Here is a 19,226-nt window from a genome sequence, read left to right on the forward strand (position 1 = left end):
GCTGACGGAAGGTATTGTCGAGCGGGGCAGCGACATTCACGACATAGAAGTCTATTACCGTGATGAAGCAGACGCGCTGCCTCATGCCGAAGTGCATTTGCAAGTCGTGCAGCAGGCGTTCGTTTCGCTGAAGGACAAGCGGCGCGCATTGGCGGGCCGCACGGGGTGCGGCGTGTGCGGGATCGAGAGTATCGACTTGCTGGATTTGCAGCCCGAAGCCGTGCCGGATACCGGCTTTCTCGCGAAGCTCGCGCCCGATGCCATCGAACGCGCCGCGCGCGATCTGCCCGCGCATCAGCGGCTGACGAAGCTCACCGGCGGCCTGCACGCCGCTGCATGGTGCGACGAAACAGGCGCGGTGCTGCACGCGTTCGAGGATGTCGGCCGCCATAACGCGCTCGACAAACTCATCGGCCATCTCGTGCTGCAACGTGTGGACACGACGCAAGGCTTCGTGTTTCTGTCGAGCCGCGCAAGCTACGAACTCGTGCGCAAGTCGGCGCGCGTCGGCGTGCCGATGATCGCGACTATCTCCGCGCCGACTTCGCTTGCCATCGCCATCGCGAAGAAAGCGAGCCTGAGGCTCGTCAGCTTCGCGCGCGAAAACAGCTTCGTCGAGTACGACGCGGACTGAGCGCGCTTCAGGCGTTTTGCGCAGGCTTTATTCGAACGCGCTGAAGTTCGGTTTGCGTTTCTCGAAGAACGCCTGAAACGCTTCACGCGCTTCCGGCGCGGCGAGCATGCGCGCAAAGTGCCCCGCTTCCTCGCCCATGCGCGCGGTGACTTCCGCCGCCTGTGCGCCCTTCAGCAAGGACTTGGTCGTGCGCAGCGACGACGCCGGCAACGCGGCCAGCTTCCTCGCCTTGCCAAGAGCGTAGGCATCGAGTTCGGTGGCAGCGAGCACGCCGTTGATAAAGCCCATTTCGGTGGCTTCCTTGACATCGAATGCTTCGCCGAGCAGCAGCTTTTCCGCCGCACGCTGGTATCCGGCGATACGCGGCAACAATAGACTCGATGCCGCTTCCGGACACAAGCCGAGCTGCACGAACGGCAGCGAGAACTTCGCGCCCTCGGCCGCGTAGACGAGATCGCAATGCAGAAGCATCGTCGTGCCGATACCCACCGCCACGCCCGATACCGCCGCAACCACCGGCTTCGGCATCGCGCTCAGGCGGCGCAGGAATTGAAACACGGGCGCGTCCTGGTCTTTGGGCGGATCGTTGAGAAAGTCTTCGAGGTCGTTGCCCGCGCTAAAAGCGCCGCCGTTGCCGCGAATCAGCACGGCGCGCACGGAAGGATCTTTCTCGGCTTCGTAAAGACCGTCCGCCATCTCCTGATACATCGCAGCCGTGATCGCGTTCTTCTTCTCGGGGCGATTCAGCACGATGCAGAGCACGCCATCCGCGCGTTCGATGAGAATCTCCATCTTCCGTCTCCTGTCGTATGGTCCGCCAACGCTCGACGCGCTGGCGGACCACGTCATCACAGCCGCTCGATGATGCCCGCAGCGCCCATTCCGGTGCCGACGCACATCGTCACCATGCCGTACTTCAGATTGCGGCGGCGCAGGCCATGTACGACGGTCGCCGCGCGAATCGCGCCGGTCGCGCCGAGCGGATGCCCGAGCGCAATCGCACCGCCGAGCGGATTGACCTTCGAAGGATCGAGCCCGAGGTCCTGAATCACCGCGAGCGACTGCGCCGCGAATGCCTCGTTGAGTTCGATCCAGTCGATGTCATCCTGCTTGAGACCGGCGGCCTTCAATGCAGCGGGAATCGCTTCCTTCGGCCCGATGCCCATGATCTCCGGCGGCACGCCGCGCACTGCAAAGCTCACGAAGCGCGCGAGCGGCGTGAGGTTGAATTGCTTCAACACTTTCTCCGACACGACGATCAACGCGCCCGCGCCATCGGAAGTTTGCGAACTGTTACCCGCCGTCACCGAGCCCTTGTTCGCGAACACCGCGCGCAGCTTCGCGAGACCTTCGACGCTCGTATCGGCGCGCGGACCTTCGTCGAGCGCGATCTCACGGGCATTCACGCGCACTTCGCCCGAAGCGAGATCGGGGAAGCGTTCGTTGAGCGTGTAAGCCGCGATTTCATCGGCGAATTCGCCCGCCTTTTGCGCCGCCAACGCACGCCGATGCGACTCCGCCGCGAACGCGTCCTGCGCCTCGCGGCTCACCTTCCAGCGCTCGGCCACGCGCTCGGCGGTCAGCCCCATGCCGTACGCAATGCCGACGTCCTCATTGCGATCGAAGATATGCGGCGACAGCGACGGCTTGTTGCCCATCATCGGCACCATGCTCATGGACTCGCAGCCGCCTGCGATCATCGCGTCGGATTCGCCCACGCGGATGCGGTCCGCGGCCATCGCGAGCGCCGTCAGACCCGATGCGCAGAAGCGGTTCACCGTCACGCCGCCGACCGTGTTCGGCAGACCCGCGAGCAAGGCGCCCATGCGCGCGACGTTCAGCCCTTGCTCGGCTTCGGGAATGGCGCAGCCGACGATCGCGTCTTCGATCACGCTCGTGTCGAGTCCGGGCACTTGCGCCACAGCCGAACGGATGGCGTGGACCAGCAATTCATCCGGGCGCGTGTTCTTGAACACGCCGCGCGGCGCCTTGCCAATAGGCGTGCGGCTCGCGGCGACAATGTATGCGTCTTGCAATTGCTTGCTCATTATTTGCAGCTCCAATAGGTCGCGTGTTCAGTTGCGCACCGGCTTGCCGGTCTGCAGCATGCCCATGATCCGTTCCTGCGTTTTCTGCGTGCCGAGCAACTCGACGAACGCGCGGCGTTCGAGCGCGAGCAGCCATTCTTCATCGACGAGACTGCCGGCTTCGACATCGCCGCCGCACATGGCTTCCGCTATGCGGCTCGCGATCAGATAGTCGTGCTCGCTGATGAAGCGGCCATCGCGCATGTTGACGAGCGACGCCTTGATGGTCGAAATCGCCGAGCGGCCCGCCACCGGCACCTGTTTCACGCGCAAGGGCGGACGGTAGCCGGTATCGGCGAGCGCGCGCGCTTCCTTCTTCGCGATGTCGAGCAACTCGTGCACGTTGAAGACGATGGTGTCCGTGGGCTTGAGATAACCCATCGCGCGGGCATCGAAAGCGGAGGTGGAAACCTTCGCCATCGCGGCGTTCTCGAACGACTTCTGCAGGAACTTGAGCAGATCGGTCGTTGCGTTGACGGCGTTCGCGGCATCGGCGGCGCGCAACGCGGCTTCCTTCAGGCCACCGCCCGCAGGCACGAGACCCACGCCTACTTCGACGAGACCGATATAGCTTTCGACGTGCGCGACGCGCTTGGCCGAATGCAGCAGCAACTCGCAACCGCCGCCAAGCGCGATGCCCGACACGGCCGCGATGACCGGCACATTCGCGTACTTCACGCGCAACATGCCTTGCTGGAACTTCTTCACGAACGGGTCGATGCCCTTCGCGCCGCCCATCATGAACGCGGGCATGGCTTCCTCGAGATTCGCCCCCGCCGAGAACGGACCGCCCGGCGCGCCGAGCGCAAGCGAAGTCGGCTGCCAGATCACCACGCCGCGATACGCTTTCTCGGCGAGTTCGATGGCTTGCGTGAGACCGTCGATCACGCCCGGGCCAATGGTGTTCAGCTTCGTCTTGAACGACACGATGACGACATCGCTTTGCTCGTCATCGAGCCAGGCGCGCGCGCTTTCGGTTTCGAAGAGCGTCTTGCCGAAGGTCTTGGGATCGGCGCCCGTCTCGCCGACGAGCGGCGCGCGAAATACTTGCTTCTCGTACACGGACAAGCTCGAGCGCGGCACGAAGCGGCGTTCCCGCGGCGACCACGAACCCTCGCTCGTATGCACGCCGCCTTTTTCCGCGACGGGACCGTCGAGCACCCACGCGGGCAGCGGCGCTTTCGAGAGCGCCTTGCCTGCATCGATATCTTCCTGCACCCACTTCGCGATCTGCTGCCAGCCCGCCGCTTGCCAGCTTTCGAACGGCCCTTGATTCCAGCCGAAGCCCCAGCGAATGGCGAGATCGACGTCGCGCGCGTTATCCGCGATCGATTCGAGATGCACCGCGATGTAGTGGAACACGTCACGGAAAATGGCCCAGAGGAACTGTGCCTGCGGATTGTCCGTCTCGCGCAGCAGCTTGAAGCGCTCGGCGGGCGGACGCTTCAGAATGCGGCCGACGAGTTCATCGGCCTTCGCGCCGCCATCGACGTATTGCGCGGTCTTCGGATCGAGCACCTTGATCGCGCGCCCTTCCTTGCGATAGAAACCGGCGCCCGTCTTCTGGCCGAGTGCGCCGTTTTCCACCAGTTTCGCGAGCACGGGCGGCGTGGCGTAGATGGGCAGAAAGGGATCGTCCGGCAGGTTGTCCTGCATCGTCTTGATGACATGCGCCATCGTGTCGAGACCGACGACATCCGCGGTGCGGAAGGTGGCGGACTTGGCGCGACCGAGACGCGAACCCGTGAGGTCATCGACCTGATCGAAGCGCAGACCGAACTTTTCCGCTTCGGCGATCACGGCGAGAATCGAGAACACGCCGACACGATTCGCGATGAAGTTCGGCGTGTCTTTCGCGCGCACCACGCCCTTGCCGACCACGCTCGTCAGGAACGTTTCGAGTTGATCGAGGATATGCGGTTGCGTGGTTGCGGTCGGAATAAGTTCGACCAGATGCATGTAGCGCGGCGGATTGAAGAAATGCACGCCGCAGAAGCGCGCCTTGAGTTCATCCGGAAAGCCGTTCGACAGTTCCGTGATCGAGAGGCCGGACGTATTGCTTGCGAAGATGGCGTGCGGCGCGATGTGCGGCGAGACCTTCTTGTAGAGATCGTGCTTCCAGTCCATGCGTTCGGCGATGGCTTCGATGACGAGATCGCACTCGGCGAGTTTGGCGATATCGTCTTCGTAGTTAGCCGGCTCGATGAAGTTCGCGTCGTCCTTGATACCGAGCGGCGCGGGCGAGAGCTTCTTGAGATTGTCGATGGCTTTGAGCGCGATGCCGTTCTTGGGACCTTCCTTGGCTGGCAGATCGAATAGCAGCACGGGTACGCGAGCGTTGATCAGATGCGCGGCGATTTGCGCGCCCATTACGCCGGCGCCGAGCACGGCGACTTTGCGAATGTTGAGAGTGCCCACGAATAAGCCTCCAAAAAAAGGGGTTGTGCGCGACTTGTATCGAATGGCTGCGCGCTACCCAATGAGCGCCAAAACTAATGAACGAAACACGTTAGTCATTGGAAGTGCTCAATGGGCCTGTGATAAATAGCGGGAAACCGGTTGTTCTTCAGAAGGCGGGCTCGCCCTGAGATGAACCTGAGGCGTTGGACATTGGGAGCGCTCAAAGGGTTTGTGGTGAATAGCGGGGAACCAGTTGTGCTTCAGAAGCGGGTTCAGAAGCTGCTTTCTTTGGTGACTTTCTTTGCTGCTGCAAAGAAAGTTACCCCTCCGCCGGGGAGGCGGCTACTGCATGTAACCGCACGAAAGCAGCACAGGCTCCCCTAAAAAAAATCAAAACAAAGCCTCGTCGTAATCCATCATAGGCTTGGCCCCCGCGCGAGCAGCACGAATAGTAGAGGCTGTCTCGGGCAGCAGCTTGGCGAAGTAAAACCGCGCAGTAGCGAGCTTGGCCTTATAAAAAGCATCGTCAGAAGAAGCGTTATCGAGCGCGACTCGAGCCATCCGCGCCCAAAAATAAGAAAACACCAAATGCCCGACCGTACGCAGATATGGCACCGCAGCCGCGCCCACTTCATCGGGATTCTGCATGGCTTTCATGCCGATTTCCATGGTGAGCTTCTGCACCTTGTCGCCGATATCCGCGAGCGGATTGATGAACTCCTGCATCTCCGGCTTGACGCCCTCTTCCTCGACGAAATCCGCGACCAGCTTGCCGAAGCGCTTCAACTTCGCGCCCATGTCGCCGAGAATCTTGCGGCCGAGCAGATCGAGCGCCTGAATGGAATTCGTGCCTTCGTAGATCATGTTGATGCGTGCATCGCGCACGTACTGCTCCATGCCCCATTCGGAGATGAAGCCATGACCGCCGTAAATCTGCATGGCCATGTTCGTGCCTTCGAACGCGTTATCGGTGAGAAACGCCTTGATGACGGGCGTGAGCAACGCGACGAAATCCGCAGCCTCGCGACGCGCCGCTTCATCCGCGTGCGAAAGTTCCTTGTCGATATTGAGCGCCGCCCAATAAGCAAACGCGCGCCCCGCTTCGGCATAGGCTTTTTGCGTGAGCAGCATGCGCCGCACGTCCGGATGCACGATGATCGGATCGGCCGCCTTCTCCGGCGCCTTCGGACCGGTGAGCGAGCGCATCTGCAAGCGCTCTTTTGCATAGACGAGCGAGTTCTGATACGCGACTTCGGTGAGACCAAGACCCTGCATGCCGACACCCAGGCGTGCCGCGTTCATCATCACGAACATGGCGTTCAAGCCCTTGCTCTCTTCGCCGACGAGCCAGCCCTTCGCGCCATCGAGATTGATCACGCAGGTGGCGTTGCCGTGGATGCCCATCTTGTGTTCGATCGATCCACACTTGACGCCATTGCGTTCGCCCAGTGCGCCGTTCGAATCCGGCACGAACTTCGGCACGATGAAAAGCGAAATGCCCTTGGTGCCGGCAGGTGCACCCGGTAGACGCGCCAACACGAGATGGACGATATTCTCCGCCATGTCGTGCTCGCCGCTCGAAATGAAGATCTTCGTGCCGGTGAGCGCAAAGGAACCGTCGCCGTTCGGCTCGGCCTTCGTGCGCAGAATGCCGAGGTCGGTGCCGCAATGCGGCTCGGTCAGACACATCGTCCCGGTCCATTCGCCCGAAACGAGCTTCGACAGATACGTGCTCTTTTGCTCCGGCGTGCCATGCGCGTGCAGACATTCATACGCGCCATGCGAGAGGCCGGGGTACATCGTCCAGGCCTGATTAGCGGAGTTGAGCATTTCGTAGAGCGCGTTGTTTACGAACGCGGGCAAGCCCTGTCCGCCAAACTCGGGATCGCAGCCGAGCGCGGGCCAGCCCGCCTCGACATACTGGCGATACGCCTCCTTGAAACCGGCGGGCGTGCGCACGACGCCATCGCCTTCATACGTGCAGCCCTCGCGGTCGCCACTCTGGTTGAGCGGAAAGACGACTTCGGCGCAGAACTTGCCGGCTTCTTCGAGCACCTGATTGATGGTGTCCGCGTCGAGATCGGCGTGCTTCGGCATGTTCTTCAGTTCTGCTTCGACATCGAGCAATTCGTGCAGTACGAACTGCATGTCGCGCAACGGGGCGGCGTACTGTCCCATGAGTCTCTCCAGTTTCTTCGGGCTTCTCGTCAGGCGCCGCCAAACCGTTGTGCGATTCGTGCGGCGCCGCTAACGGCTATCGGGTTGTGGTGAAGCTAAAGTCGCCGTGGCGCCCACGCTTGCCGCGATACTGCTGTGCACGCGCGCGGTCGATTCCGGCGACTGATACGAATCGATCGTTTTTTCCAGCGCATCCCGCGTCAGTTGCACGGCTTCCGGCAAGTGAAGGAAGCGCGCGTCGTGATGCAGGCCGAGCGTGAAACTGTACAACTCGAAGAGCATCAGTTGCGGATCGGTATCCGGCTTCAAATGCCCCTCGTCCTTCGACTGGCGTATTGCGCGCAAGAGCGCCTCTCGCCAAGTCGTCACGCTGCTTACCAGTTGCTCTCGCACGGCGCTCGCCGCGCGGTCGTCGTACTCCACCGCGCCGCTGATATAGATGCAGCCCGTGGTCACCTCCTGGATGCGCTTTTCCATCCAGCGATCCATCATGGCGCGCAGCCTCGGCAATCCGCGCGGCTCTCGCAGGCTCGGGAAGAACACTTCGTCCTCGAAGCGGCGGTGATACTCGCGTACCACTTCCACCTGCAAATCTTCGCGCGATCCGAAATGCGCAAACACTCCGCTCTTGCTCATTTGCATCCGCTCGGCCAGCAACCCGATGGTCAGCCCTTCCAGCCCGTCCCGGCTCGCCAATTCAAGCGCTGCGTCGAGAATCGCGGCCCGCGTCTGTTCGCCTTTTCGCATGATGTCTCTACCGTCCTCTCGTGACCCGATTTAAAACGAACGGCCGTTCTATTATTATGGCCAGTCGCCAATGAAACAAGAAAATTATTAGAAAACCGTTTCTAACCCGCCGCCAACGTCAATAGGATAAGTCTCAACATTAGCCGCTCGATTGTCCCTTTTTAATTGATAGCTGCATGCTAGTGACTGCCCGAGTTCCCATTTTCTGAACCGGTCATGTTGCGGTGCATGAAGGAACAATTTGCTGCTGGTCAGCAGCAATCTACACGAATCGGGAGCCGAAATCGTAGTGATCAGTCGTATTGACCTATCGTGATGACTTTCATCATCAGACGATACGTGTTGTAGGCGAACCAGCTCAGCATGCGCTCGGTGACGGGGCGCGCGGCGTAATGCTTCTGGTCGATAGGACGGCCTTCGTCGAAGGCGTTGAGGATGGCGTCGTGCAAACCGGCGATTTCCGGGTGATTCACGAGCACCATGTTGGCCTCGTTATTCAAGACGAGACTAAGCGCGTCTAAATTGGAGGAGCCGATGGTTGCCCAGTCGGAATCCACGACGGCGACCTTGCCGTGAAGCATGGTTTTCTCATATTCGGCGATACGCACGCCGTGCTTGAGCAGGTTGCCATAGAGAAACGGCGTGGCGTAGTCGAGCGCCACAAATTCCTTGCGGCCAATCAGCAGTGAAACGCGCACGCCGCGCCGTGCCGCATACACGAGCGCACGCCGCAGTTTGCGTCCAGGCATGAAGTAAGGATTCGCGAGCAGCACTTCGCTTTCCGCATGCGAGATGGCACGCAGATACGCCTTCTCGATAGCTCGCCGGTTCAACAAATTATCGCGCGCGACGAAAGCGACGCACGGCTGATCGACGGCGTGGATTTCGCCGAGCTGGGCGCGTTTGCGCGCGCGCATCGAACGGCGCGCGCTCCAGCGGCTTTGCTGCGGCTCGGGCTCGCATCCCGGCTGGCGCGGCTGACGCGGTTTCACGCCAAGACGAATACGTTGCCATTGCAAATCGATCGCTTCGCCTACGTCCTTCACCACCGGACCTTGCGCTTCCATCGCGAAGTCCCAGCGTGGTTGTTCGAGGCGCGTGCCGTTCTGATCGTAATCGTCGACGATATTGATGCCGCCGCAAAACGCGTAAGTCTCGTCGACGATCGCGAGCTTGCGATGCGTGCGCGACCATCCTTGCGGCCCGAACAAAAGATGCGGATTGTAAATGCGATGCTCGACGCCGCTTTCCTTCCAGAGCGTGAACATCGGCAGTTTGCTGTCGGTGCCGATGCCATCGGTGATCACGCGCACCGTCACGCCGCGTTGGGCCGCGCGCACGAGCGCATCGGAGACGGCGCGGCCGATGTCGTCGTTGGCGAAGATATACGTTTCCAGCGACACCGACGTGCGCGCATTGTCGATGCGCTCTATCAACGCCGGGAAGAACTGCACGCCGCACTTGAAGATACGAACGTGATTGCCCGACGTGAAGCACAGACGCGACGGCCGACGGCCCGAGAAAAGCGCCTCGCGCAGCCGCTTGAATTTGCGTCGCGGGCGAATGTCCATCACCGGCTATGCGCCGCGAGGCGCTCGGGCAATTGCAGAATGGCTTCGCGGTTCGACCACGAGAAGCAGCGATCCGCGGCTTCGCGCAGAGGCAGCCACAAGTGTGAAGTGTGTTCGCGCGGCGCGAGTGTCACTTCGAGACAGTGCGGCACGAGCAGGCTGAACTGGTGTTCGGTATTGTGCGTGACGCCTTCGGCATAGCGATGCCGCCACCGCGGATAAATCTCGTACTGAATGCTGTGATTCCAGTCGAGCAACGCGTTCTCCGGCACGAGCGGACTGCCGATCACAATCCCCGTTTCCTCTTGCACTTCGCGCGCGGCGGTCTCGGCAAGCGGCTCGTCGATTCGGTCCTTCGAACCCGTCACGGACTGCCAGAAGCCCTCGTGATCCGCGCGTTCGATGATGAGCACATCGAGCGTTGGCGTGTGAATGACGACGAGTACGGATTCAGGGATTTTCGGCGGCTTGAGCATGACGATTTATGCGCGCGTTTCATTGTGTGCCTCTATGGCGAATGACTGTAACGCAAAAACGGAAAAAGGCGCACTTGGCGCCTTCTTCATCGTGCTGTAGCGAACGCGCGTTACTGCGCCTTCTGCTCCGGCTGACGCAAGCGAATATGCAACTCGCGCAACTGGCGCTCGTCCACTTCGCTCGGCGCTTGCGTGAGCAAGTCCTGCGCACGCTGCGTCTTCGGGAACGCAATCACGTCGCGGATGGAATCGGCGCCGGACATCAGCGTGACGATGCGATCCAGACCGAACGCAATGCCACCATGCGGCGGCGCGCCGTACTGCAACGCGTCGAGCAGGAAGCCGAACTTCAGGCGCGCTTCTTCAGCGCCGATCTTGAGCGCGCGGAACACCTTGCTCTGCACGTCTTCTTGGAAGATCCGCACCGAGCCACCGCCGATTTCCCAGCCGTTTAGAACCATGTCGTACGCCTTCGCGAGACAGCGGCCCGGATCGGTTTCGAGATATTCGAGATGCTCGTCCTTCGGGCTCGTGAACGGATGATGCGCGGCCACGTAACGGTTCTCGCCTTCGTCATATTCGAACATCGGGAAGTCGATCACCCACAGCGGCTTCCAGCCCGTTTCCAGCAGACCCGTGGACTTGCCGAATTCCGAATGACCGATCTTCAGGCGCAGCGCGCCGAGGCTGTCGTTCACGACCTTCGCGCGATCCGCCGCGAAGAAAACGATGTCGCCGTCTTGCGCGCCGGTACGCTCGAGAATGGCTGCGAGCGCTGCGTCATGCAGGTTCTTGACGATCGGGCTCTGCAGGCCGTCACGACCACGCGCCTTGTCGTTGACCTTGATCCACGCAAGACCCTTCGCGCCGTAGATGCGCACGAATTCCGTATAGCCGTCGATATCGCCACGCGAAAGTTCGCTGCCCTTCGGCACGCGCAAGGCGGCCACGCGGCCGTCTTTCGAGTTGGCGGGCATGCTGAACACCTTGAAGTCGACGTCCTTCACCGCGTCGGTGAGATCCGCGAATTCCAGCTTCACGCGCAGGTCGGGCTTGTCGGAGCCGAAACGACGCATGGCTTCCGAGTACAGCATGACCGGGAATTTCTCGGGCAGCGCGACGTCCATCGTCTCCTTGAAGACGTGGCGGATCATGTTCTCGAACAGATCGCGAATTTCCTGTTCCGTCAGGAACGAGGTTTCACAGTCGATCTGCGTGAATTCCGGCTGACGGTCGGCGCGCAGGTCTTCGTCGCGGAAACACTTGGTGATCTGGTAGTAACGGTCGAAGTTCGCGACCATCAGCAATTGCTTGAACAATTGCGGCGATTGCGGCAGCGCGAAGAACTGGCCCGCGTTCACACGCGACGGCACCAGGTAATCGCGCGCGCCTTCGGGCGTGCTCTTGGTCAACATCGGCGTTTCGATGTCGATGAAACCTTGCGCGTCGAGATACTTGCGCACTTCGATCGCCACGCGATAACGCAAACGCAGGTTCTTCTGCATCTGCGGACGACGCAGGTCGAGCACGCGATGCGTGAGGCGCGTGGTTTCGGAGAGGTTGTCGTCGTCGAGCTGGAACGGCGGCGTGACCGATGCGTTCAGCACGGTCAGCTCGTGGCACAGCACTTCGATCTTGCCGCTCGTCAGATTGGTATTGATCGTGCCTTCCGGACGGTTGCGTACCACGCCCTGAACGCGCACACAGAACTCGTTGCGCACGCCTTCGGCCACCTTGAACATATCGGCGCGGTCCGGGTCGCATACGACCTGAACGAGCCCTTCGCGATCGCGCAAGTCGATGAAGATAACGCCGCCGTGATCGCGGCGGCGATGCACCCAGCCACACAGCGAAACGGTTTGGCCCAGCAGGGCCTCGGTCACCAGACCGCAGTATTCAGATCGCATCGACATGATGTTTGTGTCTTTCGTTGTTCGTTGATCAACGGCTCGCGCGCTGTGGTCATGTTCTTGATTGACTGACTGACTCACGTTTGGCGCGCGTGCCGGCATTACATCGGCGGCTCGGTGGGGCGGCGGGCAGGCGCGACCGGGATCGGTGCGCTCGGCGCCGGGGCTACCACGCCCATCGAGACGATGTACTTCAGTGCGGCGTCGACGGTCATATCCAGTTCGACGACTTCGCTTTTCGGCATCATCAGAAAAAAGCCGGAGGTCGGATTCGGCGTGGTCGGCACATAGACGCTCACGTGATCGCCCTCCAGATGATTCAGGACGTCGCCACCCGGAATGCCCGTCAGGAACCCGATGGTGTAGGAGCCCTTGCGCGGATATTCGATGAGCAACGCCTTGCGAAACGCATTGCCGCTCGACGAAAGCAGCGTGTCCGACACTTGCTTCACGCTCGTGTACAGCGGCCCAACCACCGGAATGTGGCGCACGATGGCGTCCCACCACAATACGAGTTTCTGCCCGATGAAGTTCTGCGTCAGCAAGCCGACGATAAAAATGAACGCGATAGTCAGTACCGCGCCCAGTCCAGGCAAATGGAAACCGAAGATGCGCTCGGGCTGCCATGATTCGGGCAACAGGAGCAGCGTCTGATCCATGGTTCCGATGACGAGGCCGAGCACCCACAGCGTGATGGCCAAAGGCACCAGCACGAGCAGGCCAGTCAGAAACACGGATTTCAGCGTAGTCTTCTTTGTCGTCACGTTGTAGTCGCTAAGGTCTTAGCCGAAGGTTGCACCGTTTCAGTGCGAAACGGCTGGCGGATGCCCGAATCGACGAGCGCGACAGCGATATTCGCCCGGAGATGCCGGACGGCATGCATATCGCGCAATGGCCGCGCTCTTGCGTTCAGCCGCTCAGGCCGCGCCCGAGGTGGATGTGCCGGAAGAAGGCGTACTGCTTGCGGGCTTCGACGCTTCTGAGGACGACGCCTTCGCGCCGGCGTCATTCGAAGCGTTTGCATTGCCTGAACTGCCAGCTTCCGACGAAGCCGCGGGCGCATCCGAAGAGCCGTTCTCCGATTTGGCGGGCGCCGCCGCGTCCTTGGCCTTGCCGCCGTTATTGCCGCCGCGAAAATCGGTGACATACCAGCCCGAACCCTTCAACTGGAATCCGGCGGCAGTGACCTGTTTCGAAAACGTGGCCTGTCCGCAAGCGGGACATTGCGTGAGCGGTGCGTCGCTCATTTTCTGAAGCACGTCTTTTTCATGGCCGCAGGAGGCGCAGCGGTACGCGTAAATCGGCATGGTGCTATCCCTACAATGATCTGTCGACGCTTGCAAAGCCTTGAATTATAGCCGCAAACGGATTTTGACCCGCGATTTTCGGGGGTCTCCGGCTTCGACTTCCTGCCGCTAAATGGAGGCGTCGATGCCGAATTTCAAGCGCGCCGCCAGGTCATCCAGCGTTCGCGTCCGGCAAATACGCGAACGGAGTCTCGAACTTCCCGCTCGTCGATGAGTTCGAAGTGCGGCGTAAGAAGCGCGTGAAGTTCATCGCGTTCGATGCCGAACGGCGGGCCTTTCGGCGTCGCGCCGAGGAAATAGAAGCCCGCGAGCAGCGCGCCGGGTTCGAGCAAATCGGCCATGCGCTGCGCGTAATCGGCCCAGCGGTTTTTCGGCAGCGCGCAAAGAAACGCGCGCTCGTAGATCCACGCGGGCGAAAACGGCGGCTGATAAGCGAAGAAATCCGCCTCTTCGACGTTTTTCCCATACGCGCCCAGTTGCGCGCGTGCCGTCGCGACGGCGACCGGCGAGAAGTCGATCGCGCGCACCGTCCAGCTTCGCTCGGCCAGATAAAGCGCTTCATACGCGCTGCCGCAACCGGGAATCAGCACGTTGTGCGTAGCGCGCGACGCCGCAAACGCCTTGAACGCCTCCTGAACGCCTGCCTGATCCCACGGCATGAAACGCCGGTCGAAGCGTTCGTCCCAGAAATCAGGCGAATTGGGATCGCGATGATCGAAAGTTGGGACGTTGGGATCGCTCATCCGCCGTGCCCCAGCCACAACTGGGCGATAACTACGCCCGCACCCGCCATGGCTACGAGTCCGACCGCGAGCAGCGTAATCAGCAAGCGGTTCGTGCGCTTTTGCTCCGCGAGCAAGAGGCGCATGGTTTCGTCGCTGCTGCCTTTGGGCGCGTCGTGATGCTCGGCCAGAAGGTGATGAATCAGGCGCGGCAACTGCGGAATGGTCTTGCTCCATTGCGGCGCTTCTAACTGCAGACGTTCGTACCAGCCGCGCCAGCCGATCTGTTCGTTCATCCAGCGTTCGAGATACGGCTTCGCGGTCTTCCACAGATCGAGTTCAGGATCGAGCGAACGACCCAGGCCTTCGACGTTCAGCATCGTCTTCTGCAAGAGCACGAGTTGCGGCTGAATCTCGACGTTGAAACGACGCGACGTCGAGAAAAGCCGCATCAACACCTGACCGAGGGAAATATCCTTGAGCGCGCGATCGAAGTACGGCTCGCATACGGCGCGGATCGCGCTTTCCAGTTCCTCGACGCGCGTGCTCGGTGGCACCCAGCCGGATTCCAGGTGCAGCGTGGCGACGCGATGATAGTCGCGCTTGAAGAACGCCAGAAAGTTCTGCGCGAGATAGTTCTTGTCGAAGTCCGACAGCGCCCCGACGATGCCGAAGTCCAGCGCGATATAGCGCCCGAAGGTTGCCGGATCGAGGCTCACCTGGATATTGCCGGGGTGCATGTCGGCGTGAAAGAAGCCATCGCGGAACACTTGCGTGAAGAAAATCTCCACGCCTTCGCGCGCCAGCTTCGGAATATCGACGCCCGCCGCGCGCAGCGTTTCAACCTGGCTGATCGGCACGCCGACCATGCGCTCCATCACGAGCACCGTGGGCGCGGACAAATCCCAGTACATTTCCGGCACGAGCAGCAGATCGAGCCCCGCGAAATTGCGCCGCAACTGACTGCCGTTGGCGGCTTCGCGCATGAGGTCGAGTTCGTCGTGCAGATACTTGTCGAATTCGGCGACGACTTCGCGCGGCTTCAGCCGCCGTCCGTCCGGCCACAGGCGTTCGGCCCACGTCGCGGCATCGCGCAGCAAGCCGAGATCCGAATCGATCACCGGCAGCATGCCGGGGCGCAACACCTTCACGGCGACCGACTTGCCCGCGTGCTCGCCGTGCTTGATTTTCGCGAAATGCACTTGCGCGATGGAAGCCGACGCCACCGGCACGCGCTCGAAATCGTCGAACAACACTTCGATAGGCGCACCCAGCGATTTTTCGATGATCTCCATTGCCACCGCCGAATCGAAGGGCGGAACCTGATCCTGCAGCTTGGCGAGTTCATCCGCGATATCGACGGGCAGCAGATCGCGCCGCGTCGACAACACCTGACCGAACTTGACGAAGATCGGGCCGAGACTTTCCAGTGCGAGGCGCAGCCGGATGCCACGCGCCACTTCGAATTTGCGGCCGAACGTCGTGATGCGCATGAGATAGCGCACGCGACGATCGTTGATGCCGCTCATCACCAGCTCGTCGAGCCCGAAGCGGACAATCGTGAAGAATATTTTGAGGAAACGCAGAAAACGCATATTCGGTTTCGCTTCAGCTCGTTATTCGCGCGAGTCGCGCACGGACTCGCCACCGGGCCGCGCTGAGGCGCCGCGTTCCGGTTGTCGTCTTTCCAGTCTTTCGATGCGCTTTTCGAGGCGCGCCAGGGCGTCGCGCGTCGCGGAAACCTCGGCGTTGAAACCGTCGAGCGCGCTTTTGCGTATGAGTTGCGGACGTTCGTCGAGCAGATATTCGGCGACCGTATCCAGCAGATTGCGGCCGGTGCGTTGCGCCTGCTCCTGAACCGTCCGCGCGATTCGCCCGACGCGATGCGCGGGCGCGTCGCCGATGGCGCGCGCCAGATCCTCTTCCGGGTCCCAGCGCAAGTTTTCGGCGAGTTTGGCGAGCGTCGTGGCGAATTCGGCATCGCCTTCGATTCGAACGTGCTTCATCACGGCCGCCTGGCCGCCTTGCAGGAACGCGGGCAACGCGTCGAGCGGAACCGCGATGGTGACATCGAAACGCCCGGCTTCACCTTCGCTCGTCGCGGCAAAGAGACCGCCCGGTTGCACCACGAGCGCGATGGGAACAGGTCCGCAAGTCAGCTTGACGCACTTGCCGGCGTAAGGCTTGACGCGTTCGAGCGCCCACGGCTCGCGCACGAGCAGATGGTTCACCACGGCCGAGAAGGCACCGGATGCGGTCTTGAAGGCAGGATTTACTGCAAAACGGGCGGATTCGTCTGCGTTCGTCATCGGCTCTGAGATGAAAAAACCCGCGCCAGCGGTGACCGGCGCGGGTTTCTATTCTACCTTCGCAACCGGCGTGATACCGGCCGCCGCCCCCGGTCTTTCGACCGGGCGCAATTGGATCGACAACTCAACTGACTTGCTGAATACCTGCCAGCAGCCAGCCTTCGTTGCCCGTCTTCTGCTTCGAGAGATTCCACACTTCGACGAACGGTTCGGCCGCTGAACCCTCGGACTCGCGAATGAGGCCGTGGAAACGCACGCTTGCCAGATACTCGTTCGCGCGGTCTTCGACGCCGAGCAGATCGGCATTGAGTTGCACGACGTCTGTACGGTTCGGTGTGCTGCCGCGCGCATCGACGTCGAGTTTCACTTCGGCGAACATTTCGGGCGTCGTGAACTCGCGGATGTCGTTGACATTGCCGCGATCCCACGCGTCCTGCAGGCGCACGAAGTAGACCTTTGCGTTGCGCACGAACGCTTCCGTATCAAAGCCGGCCGGCACGTTCGGATTTGTCACCGGCGGCTGGTTCGGCGAATCGATATAAGTCGCGCCGAGGCTCGTGGAACGCGGCGTTTGCGGCGGCTCCTGGTTCAAGTCGGTACGCGCCATTGCGCCGTAAGGCGACGCCGCGCCCGAAGCGCCAGCGTATGCGGGCGTGTTGCCCTGATTCGTTTGACGGCGGCGCATGAAGAAGCGGAACAGCATGACGGCCGCGAGCACGATCAAGCCGATGATGATCATATTGGCCATGGCGCCGGCGAAGGCTTCGCCCAAGCCGAAGTGCGACAACAGCGCCGCGATGCCGAGACCCGCCGCCAAACCTGCGAGCGGTCCGAGCCAGCGGTTGCGTGCCGGTTGCGCGGCCGCCGCCGCGGCGGGCGCGGCCGGTGCGCGCTGAGCTTGCGCGGCCTGGCCTTGCTGCATGGACTGTGACGGCGGCGTCGCCTGATGCTGCTGCGTGGCCGTTGCCGACTGACGGCCCATGCTGCGGCCGCCGCCCATGCGACGGGCATCTGCATCTTCAGTGTAGATTGCGCCAACCGTGATAACGCCAGCGAGCGCCAAGATTCCGGCCTTCCTGAACATGCTGCTCAGGAAACCCCGGGATTGGGGTATGCGCGAATCGGACATTTCGAATCCTATTAAGAGTGGAACACTAAAATTTGGTCCCGACGTGTAACGCTACCACGCCACCTGACAAATTGTAATATTCGACTCGATCCAAGCCAGCTTGTTCCATCATTGTTTTTAAAGTTTCCTGGTCGGGATGCATGCGGATGGATTCGGCAAGGTAGCGATAGCTGTCCGCATCCTTCGCGACTCTCTTGCCAAGCCACGGCAAAATCTTGAAACTGTAGATATCGTACGGCTTCTTCAGCGGCTCCCAAACCTTCGAGAACTCCAGAACGAGCAAACGGCCACCGGGCTTCAGCACACGCTGCATTTCGGCAAGCGCGCGCTCTTTGTGGGTCATGTTGCGTAGACCGAAGGCGACTGTAACCACATTGAAATAATTGTCCGGGAAGGGAATCTTCTCGGCGTCGCACAAGAGCGCCGGCGTAATCACGCCTTTGTCGACCAACCGGTCGCGCCCGACGCGCAACATCGATTCATTGATGTCCGTGTGCCAGACTTCGCCGCTTTCACCCGCTTGCCTCGCGAAAGCCATCGCCAGATCGCCCGTGCCGCCTGCCAGATCCAGCACCTTGTAGCCCGGCCGCACTCGCGCCTGCCCGATCGTGAAATGCTTCCAGATCCGATGCAGTCCGCCGGACATCAGGTCGTTCATCAAGTCGTAGTTGCCCGCGACGGAGTGGAACACGCCCGCCACTTTCTTCGCCTTGTCCTGCTCGTCGACCGTTTCGTATCCGAAGTGGGTCTTGCTCATCGCGCTGATTCCTCGCCTGTCGTTTGTCGTGTACCCGCGCAAGCATCGCGCCGGGTCCGCGGCGTTATGCCGCGTATTTGGATTGAGTTCGAGTTTAGTGGCAATGCCCGCCGGACGCCTTCGCCGTCATGGGCGCGTCGCGGTCGAGGCCGGCAGCTTCCAGTTTCGCCAGATACTCGCGCCACAAATCGTCCTGCCGCGTCGCCAGGTTGTGAAGAATGTCCCAGGAATAGATGCCGGTATTGTGCCCGTCCGAAAAGTTCAGCTGCAGCGCGTAGTGACCGACCGCATCGACGCCGATCAGCGTGACATCGCGCTTGCCGGTCTGTAGCGTTTCCTGGCCGGGACCGTGGCCCTGAACCTCGGCGGAAGGCGAATAAACGCGCAGCAGTTCGAATGGCACGCGATACGACGTGTCGTCCGCATATTGCAGTTCGAGCACGCGGGATTTCGAATGCACGACGACGCCGGTGGGAATCGGCGTCGTGGAAGTGAGTCCGCTCATAGGGAGCCCTGGCTTTTGATGATGTTGTCTTATGGAGAGCCGAAGACCTGATTCAGCTCATGGCGCACGGCTTCGCGCAGCAAGGTGGCCTGCGCGCGGCGCTTCGAAAGCTGCGCTTCGGAAACGGTGCGCTGACGCGGCGCCCAAATGGGCAGGGGAAAGCGGGAATCGTTGGAAAAGCGCGGAATGACGTGCCAATGCACGTGGGGCACCTGATTGCCGAGACTCGCCAGATTGACCTTCTCCGGCACGAGAATGCGCCGCATGGCGCGCTCGACGCAGTTGACGGCGGTCATCAAGCGCGCGCGGTCGGCGTCTTGCAGATCCGACATCTCGGCGATATGCGCGCTCCAGATCACGCGGCACAAGCCGGGCCAGTCGGCCTCATCGGCGAGGACGACGCGCAATGCGTCGTCCGCCCACAGTACCTCGCCGCCGTCTTCACGGCAAAACACACAGTCCATCTCAAACCTCTAGCGAATCGAAACCCGATT

At 61.3% G+C, this 19,226-nt stretch carries 18 protein-coding genes; 1 reads left to right on the top strand and 17 read right to left on the bottom strand.

Annotated features, from left to right (window positions below; translation table 11 throughout):
• The coding region (gene fdhD, locus ACYQ47_RS19430) for a formate dehydrogenase accessory sulfurtransferase FdhD (protein WP_459906525.1) at window positions 1–634 on the top strand (634 nt) is incomplete at its 5' end.
• A gap of 27 nt (window positions 635–661) precedes the next feature.
• On the opposite strand, the gene ACYQ47_RS19435 is transcribed toward fdhD, so the two are convergent.
• The 17 genes from ACYQ47_RS19435 to ACYQ47_RS19515 all read right to left on the bottom strand — a co-directional run bounded on the left by ACYQ47_RS19435 (window position 662) and on the right by ACYQ47_RS19515 (window position 19,196).
• Window positions 662–1,426 (bottom strand): enoyl-CoA hydratase, encoded by a 765-nt coding sequence (locus tag ACYQ47_RS19435; protein ID WP_250462974.1) that lies wholly within the window; start codon window positions 1,424–1,426, stop codon window positions 662–664.
• A 56-nt stretch (window positions 1,427–1,482) separates the two neighbouring features.
• On the bottom strand, window positions 1,483–2,682 hold the full coding sequence (locus ACYQ47_RS19440) for an acetyl-CoA C-acyltransferase (RefSeq protein ID WP_250508742.1): 1,200 nt from the start codon (window positions 2,680–2,682) through the stop codon (window positions 1,483–1,485).
• A gap of 27 nt (window positions 2,683–2,709) precedes the next feature.
• Complete coding sequence (locus ACYQ47_RS19445) at window positions 2,710–5,139, bottom strand: 3-hydroxyacyl-CoA dehydrogenase/enoyl-CoA hydratase family protein (RefSeq protein ID WP_459906526.1); 2,430 nt, start codon at window positions 5,137–5,139, stop codon at window positions 2,710–2,712.
• 372 nt (window positions 5,140–5,511) lie between these two features.
• Window positions 5,512–7,299 (bottom strand): acyl-CoA dehydrogenase C-terminal domain-containing protein, encoded by a 1,788-nt coding sequence (locus ACYQ47_RS19450; protein WP_244826968.1) that lies wholly within the window; start codon window positions 7,297–7,299, stop codon window positions 5,512–5,514.
• Window positions 7,300–7,368: 69 nt separating this feature from the next.
• Entirely contained in the window at window positions 7,369–8,046 is a 678-nt protein-coding gene (locus tag ACYQ47_RS19455; protein ID WP_244826967.1) for a TetR/AcrR family transcriptional regulator, read from the bottom strand.
• A 293-nt stretch (window positions 8,047–8,339) separates the two neighbouring features.
• A complete protein-coding gene (locus ACYQ47_RS19460) occupies window positions 8,340–9,617 on the bottom strand; it encodes a phospholipase D-like domain-containing protein (protein ID WP_244827956.1) in 1,278 nt (425 codons plus the stop codon).
• Entirely contained in the window at window positions 9,617–10,093 is a 477-nt protein-coding gene (gene nudB / locus ACYQ47_RS19465; protein WP_250462963.1) for a dihydroneopterin triphosphate diphosphatase, read from the bottom strand. Before nudB ends, ACYQ47_RS19460 begins: the two co-directional genes overlap by 1 nt.
• A gap of 110 nt (window positions 10,094–10,203) precedes the next feature.
• The gene (aspS, locus tag ACYQ47_RS19470; protein WP_250491765.1) at window positions 10,204–12,006 is read right to left on the bottom strand and encodes an aspartate--tRNA ligase; all 1,803 of its coding nucleotides are present in this window, start codon (window positions 12,004–12,006) and stop codon (window positions 10,204–10,206) included.
• Window positions 12,007–12,104: 98 nt separating this feature from the next.
• Window positions 12,105–12,767, bottom strand: coding sequence for a DUF502 domain-containing protein (locus tag ACYQ47_RS19475; RefSeq protein ID WP_244826964.1), 663 nt, complete (start codon window positions 12,765–12,767; stop codon window positions 12,105–12,107).
• A gap of 153 nt (window positions 12,768–12,920) precedes the next feature.
• The gene (locus tag ACYQ47_RS19480) at window positions 12,921–13,310 is read right to left on the bottom strand and encodes an FmdB family zinc ribbon protein (protein WP_250491764.1); all 390 of its coding nucleotides are present in this window, start codon (window positions 13,308–13,310) and stop codon (window positions 12,921–12,923) included.
• Window positions 13,311–13,444: 134 nt separating this feature from the next.
• A complete protein-coding gene (locus ACYQ47_RS19485) occupies window positions 13,445–14,053 on the bottom strand; it encodes a methyltransferase domain-containing protein (protein WP_459906527.1) in 609 nt (202 codons plus the stop codon).
• A complete protein-coding gene (ubiB, locus tag ACYQ47_RS19490; protein WP_250462951.1) occupies window positions 14,050–15,627 on the bottom strand; it encodes a ubiquinone biosynthesis regulatory protein kinase UbiB in 1,578 nt (525 codons plus the stop codon). The genes ACYQ47_RS19485 and ubiB overlap by 4 nt, the downstream gene beginning before the upstream one ends.
• Window positions 15,628–15,648: 21 nt before the next feature.
• Window positions 15,649–16,341, bottom strand: coding sequence for a ubiquinone biosynthesis accessory factor UbiJ (locus ACYQ47_RS19495; protein WP_459906528.1), 693 nt, complete (start codon window positions 16,339–16,341; stop codon window positions 15,649–15,651).
• A 124-nt stretch (window positions 16,342–16,465) separates the two neighbouring features.
• Window positions 16,466–17,470 carry a Tim44 domain-containing protein gene (locus ACYQ47_RS19500; protein WP_459906529.1) on the bottom strand — a complete coding sequence of 335 codons (1,005 nt, stop codon included), beginning with the start codon at window positions 17,468–17,470 and terminating at the stop codon, window positions 16,466–16,468.
• Between the two features lie 25 nt (window positions 17,471–17,495).
• Window positions 17,496–18,227, bottom strand: a complete 732-nt coding sequence (gene ubiE / locus ACYQ47_RS19505; RefSeq protein ID WP_459906530.1) for a bifunctional demethylmenaquinone methyltransferase/2-methoxy-6-polyprenyl-1,4-benzoquinol methylase UbiE — start codon at window positions 18,225–18,227, stop codon at window positions 17,496–17,498.
• A 94-nt stretch (window positions 18,228–18,321) separates the two neighbouring features.
• Window positions 18,322–18,732, bottom strand: a complete 411-nt coding sequence (locus ACYQ47_RS19510) for a gamma-butyrobetaine hydroxylase family protein (RefSeq protein ID WP_309841304.1) — start codon at window positions 18,730–18,732, stop codon at window positions 18,322–18,324.
• A 29-nt stretch (window positions 18,733–18,761) separates the two neighbouring features.
• Window positions 18,762–19,196 carry an HIT family protein gene (locus ACYQ47_RS19515; protein ID WP_244826956.1) on the bottom strand — a complete coding sequence of 145 codons (435 nt, stop codon included), beginning with the start codon at window positions 19,194–19,196 and terminating at the stop codon, window positions 18,762–18,764.
• Between the last annotated feature and the right edge of the window lie 30 nt (window positions 19,197–19,226).

Source organism: Caballeronia sp. HLA56, from assembly GCF_054655155.1.